The organism is Bartonella sp. MR30HLJHH (assembly GCF_042194195.1).
Classification (GTDB): domain Bacteria; phylum Pseudomonadota; class Alphaproteobacteria; order Rhizobiales; family Rhizobiaceae; genus Bartonella; species Bartonella grahamii.
This window is the reverse complement of the sequence record NZ_JBHIMO010000040.1, coordinates 1-4,529: the sequence shown is the minus strand read 5'-3', so window position 1 is coordinate 4,529 and position 4,529 is coordinate 1. Positions and strand designations below refer to the sequence as shown.

The 4,529-nt window shown below is 35.3% G+C and carries 3 protein-coding genes and 1 pseudogene; 1 reads left to right on the top strand and 3 read right to left on the bottom strand.

Annotation, left to right across the window (positions count from 1 at the left end; translation table 11 throughout):
- Positions 1 to 293 precede the first annotated feature (293 nt).
- The 3 genes and pseudogenes from ACFIKR_RS08735 to ACFIKR_RS08725 form a co-directional block, all read right to left on the bottom strand.
- Positions 294 to 1,445 carry a tyrosine-type recombinase/integrase gene (locus ACFIKR_RS08735; protein WP_375659577.1) on the bottom strand — a complete coding sequence of 384 codons (1,152 nt, stop codon included), beginning with the start codon at positions 1,443 to 1,445 and terminating at the stop codon, positions 294 to 296.
- Positions 1,446 to 1,747: 302 nt separating this feature from the next.
- Positions 1,748 to 1,950, bottom strand: a pseudogene (locus ACFIKR_RS08730) (helix-turn-helix transcriptional regulator).
- Positions 1,951 to 2,013: 63 nt separating this feature from the next.
- Positions 2,014 to 2,154 (bottom strand): hypothetical protein, encoded by a 141-nt coding sequence (locus ACFIKR_RS08725; RefSeq protein WP_375659576.1) that lies wholly within the window; start codon positions 2,152 to 2,154, stop codon positions 2,014 to 2,016.
- Between the two features lie 847 nt (positions 2,155 to 3,001).
- Between ACFIKR_RS08725 and ACFIKR_RS08720 the strand changes: the two genes are divergently transcribed.
- Entirely contained in the window at positions 3,002 to 3,664 is a 663-nt protein-coding gene (locus ACFIKR_RS08720) for a lysozyme (protein ID WP_012754682.1), read from the top strand.
- Positions 3,665 to 4,529 lie beyond the last annotated feature (865 nt).

Here is a 4,529-nt window from a genome sequence, read left to right as displayed (position 1 = left end):
GTGATGTCTCGTTATACGAAATGGATTGTACTCATTATACTCTTATTAGCGCTTGATTTTTCACGTATTATGGATGCGTTTGTAAGTATTTTTACACAAAAACCAAATATCCGACTCTAAACATACTCTGAGACGCGCGAAATTTTTTAGAAAATGATTTCTTAATTTTACTCGTCTCATGGAGACTATCAATAATAGCTTTACACATTTAAAACTGTTATTTTCACAGAATTGGACATATCAAATTTCTCTTCAAAATAGCCAAAAACACTGCAGAGGTAATTGTAAAAATTCTATCCTGTTATAAATGAAGCCCACAGCTCTAAAAGAACACGCCGTTGCTCTAAAAAATCCGTTCGCATGTAGGCTTTCGTCACTGAACTCCCAACTGTATGTGCAAGAACAGTTTCGGCAATCTCAAATGGTGTTGACGTTGTCTCTGCTATCCAATCCCGTAAGCTTGAACGAAAACCATGGGGACGATAAGTCAAACCACAAACTCTCATATACTTTGCCATGGTGGCATCAGAAATGGGGTTGCCTCTAAGACCAGAAAAGAGAAAACCATTCTTTTCAAAGGGGAGAGTTTTTTCAATAACTCTCAAAGCTTCATCACTTAGTGGCACGCGAAAGTCTGAAACTTTCCCTACAATACCTTTCATGTTTTCTTTTGGTATCGTCCATATATTTTTATCTATTTGTTCAAGGCGCAAATAGCGCAATGGATATGACCGTGCGCCTGTCAAAATCAATAACTTCAGTGCTAAATTTGAAAGGATCTTATCATCCAAGCTTTGATAAAAAACCGGCACTTCTTGCCATGGCATAGCAGGAATATTTGTTGATGTCGCACGTGGTTTTCCTAAAAGCGCGCGTGCTTTCATACAAGCCTGTAAATCAACATCTAAACCAAGAGCCGCAGCATATTTCAAGCAAATATTGATACGGTTAAGTGCTTTTCGCGCTGTGTCTGCTTTTTCATGCCAAAGGGGCGCGAGAACATTGCGAATGATATTGGCTGTTAATTTTTCTATAGGTAAATTACCTATGTGTGGAATCACGTGCAACTCTAGTGGAGAAAACCAGCGACCGTTTTTACCTTCATTTTTCAACTCTGCTTTTTTGCTTTCAAAAGCCGCTTTTGCAATTTCTTGAAAAATATTGCTTTGCTGTTTTAAAATAGTCTGTTCTCGAAAGACAATAGGATCATTGCCTTCTTTAAGAATATCACTATAATATCTTGTAAGCTCACGCGCTTCTTTTAAAGAGAGTTTCGTAACAGGACCAAGTCCCATTTCACGGCGCTTATTGTGGTGCGTATAGCGGAAAAACCAAGAGCGTGTATTGTCTTTTCGAACATTCAACCATAGCCCTGCCCCGTCACAATATTTACCCTGCGGAGACGTCTTTACGAATGATGCTGACAACCGATGAATCGCCCTCACTTAACGTCCCCTCTCGTCCACCTTTTCAAGCATTGCTCGTCCACCTTTTTTGGTCCACCTTTTAGACCACCTTTAATTTCTGCTTTGAGATTTTTTCTTTAATACTTACTTTTTTTATTGAATCATAAAAAGCTATAGACATCAATACGCCCTTACACATCTTTATATACTTTGAATCTTGTTGCTAAGCCCCTGCTTGCCGGCATGCGGCACCATTTCATACCTTCAATATATTGAAATATATAGATTTTTTCTTTAAATAGCCATTTTCAGACCACCTTCTACAGTTTATATAATTTTATCTAATTTGTTCTTATTTGCTCCTTATTTTTCTTTAGAGTGAAGGCTAAGATCTCTTTTTTCTCCACCTCACTGCTCTCCCTAGCTTATATGGCTCCGGAAACAATCCCTGAAGCACCCAATTGCGAATCGTTGTTGTGGATACACTAAAAAGCTGTGCACACTCACGTGTCGTTATATATCTATCTCCATCATCAAATATCATCTCATTGCCTTTCTCTTTTTTATGTTATGTAAATGTGCGGGGATGCTAGGAAGAGAGAGCCTCCTATATCTTCAAGCGGCTTTTTGTTAAAATCTTTTGTATCCCTTGTGCTATTGCCTCTAAAAAGATTTCAATAGCTTGATTGATTTGTTTAAGACGCTTCTGGAAACCAGCCAATACAACACCAGACAAAGATGATACCATTGTCCCCAAATGCCCCATAAAACGCTTCATATGAAAAAGACGAAAGCGTTATTCATATAGAAAAAAATATATGAAACCGAAGTCATCGTTCAAGTTTATTACAATACAATATTCTTTACAACACTATCCAATATCATTGGTCCATGTATTGAACATACTCCACTACTATATTGTTTTAGTTGAAAACAGACTACTAGAAAGGGAGAAAATATCGATTATGTTTTTATATAACATTTTATTTAAAATCCTTCATAAAGATATTTTTTAAGAAAATTAAGCAATTAGAGGAAAAAATAAATAACAGTTAAATTCACTATAGATTTTTTGATTAAATATGTATAATACGTTATGTGTATATTGTGTTGATTCTAAGATAATTTGTAGATCTATAATATTCAACTGTAATGTTTTTTTGTTTTTATGAAAATAATTCTATGGTGTAAGTTATGGGTTATGCAATTACTTGAAAATCAATACCTATTATTTCATTACTTATTATATCTCTTATTTTTTTGTTAAAAAATGTTTTTTTTCATCAGGATTATTGAAGTTTTTTAAGTAAAGTTCTTCTAAATCGTTCTGGATCAACTGTAAGAATTTATGAGTAAAATCTATCTGATTATAAATGGATTTATTATAAAGTTATTATCTTGAGATGGAGATCAATTGCTGCAAAATGAATGGTGTTTAGCATAATATTTGTTCAAAAACGATATGGGTTTTAACATAACTCACTATGGAGGTTTTGAATTTATTATGCCCTTTCGTTGTTCTGTTCTTAAAAATGAGTAGATGTAAGTTTTCGATTCATATCCTGCTTTGTGTAGGTTTTTTATAGGTAAGAATAATGCGAAAAATATCAAAAGAAGGGCTTGCATTGATTAAGCAATTGGAAGGCTTACGTTTATCGGCTTATGAATATTCTGGTGGTGTATGGACAATTGGTTATGGACATACAAATGCTGCTGGTGCTCCAAGCGTCCACAAAGACATGCAAATTACGGAAAAAGAAGCTGAAAAAATCCTTTGTCAGGATTTAAGAGAGTGTGAACTCGTTGTTGAAAAAGCCGTTACCGTTCCTTTAAACAATGAACAATTCGCGGCATTAGTATCATTTTGCTATAACGTAGGAATAACAGCCTTTTGCAATTCTACACTTTTAAAAAAGCTCAATAAAGGTGCATATGAAGTGGTACCAACTGAATTGCAAAAATGGACAAGAGTAGGAGGAAAACGTATCCAAGGTCTTGTCAATCGCCGAGCAGCCGAAGCAGGATTATGGGCGAAAGGATCTCATGTTGCCCCAAATTATCATGTAGTAGAATCAGAAGGTGTAACAGGTATTTGCAAAGTAGAAGCTCTTGCACCAATCATAGGTTCTTTTTCAGGGCTTGGAGGGCTTTTTTCAGGAAATGGTCCTGTTCAATGGGTTTTAGCAGGCATTATGGTTTTAGCTGCTTGTACAGCTATGGTATACATTGCTAAACGCTTTCAAGAACACCGCCTATAATCTTATGGATAAAAAAATATCTAACAATGACGTCAGTGACCATAGCAACTTTTCTTATAGCTTTAGTGAAAGCCTTTTTTCTTGGGAAACAAGTTGAGAAGCAAAAGCAAACAAAGGAAGCTTTCAAGATAGGACAACACGGCTTAAGGTAGAAAATGAAGATTAATAAGAAAAGTGATACTGCTATGCGTACTAAGCTTTCTAACTGGCTACGCGACGAATGAACGAACTTCTTGTATTGGATGGCTGCCAATTTATTTGAATCGACAAGATATCAATGTGATTAATCCAAATTTGGCGAGAGATATTTAAAACATAATGAACAAGGTGCAGGCCTATGTGGTTGGAGACATAAACGGAAAATAAAGTGCTAAAGATACAATTCCTCTGAAACATTAATCAATAAAAAGATTTGAAAGAGGTCGATATATTCAGATTAAAAGTAAAAGAACTTAAAGGATAAAAACACTCTGGTGGTCGATTGGATTTAATTAGAGTGACAGAGATGTCTGAGTTGAAGCGAAAGAATTCAACAAGGTTATATTTGTATAAAGTGATTGAGTCTATTGATGTATTCCAAGAGCATCTTTGTTATCCTATCAAAAGAAGATGAGAAAAGATTTTACGGACTGCACTGCTATCATCGTACAAGATATTGATTTATAATGATAATCTAGCATTATTCATATTGAATTAGCCCCTCGAATAACGCAAGATTCTTTCATTCCAAACCTGTTTATGTTGAATCAACTAAAACCACTCATTTGCACATAACAAGTGGGATGAGTGTGTGGATCAAATTTGTATAAGAAAGGACTAAAAATGGCTCTTATGAACCGTCTTAATGCAAGGGCTGTCGCAACAT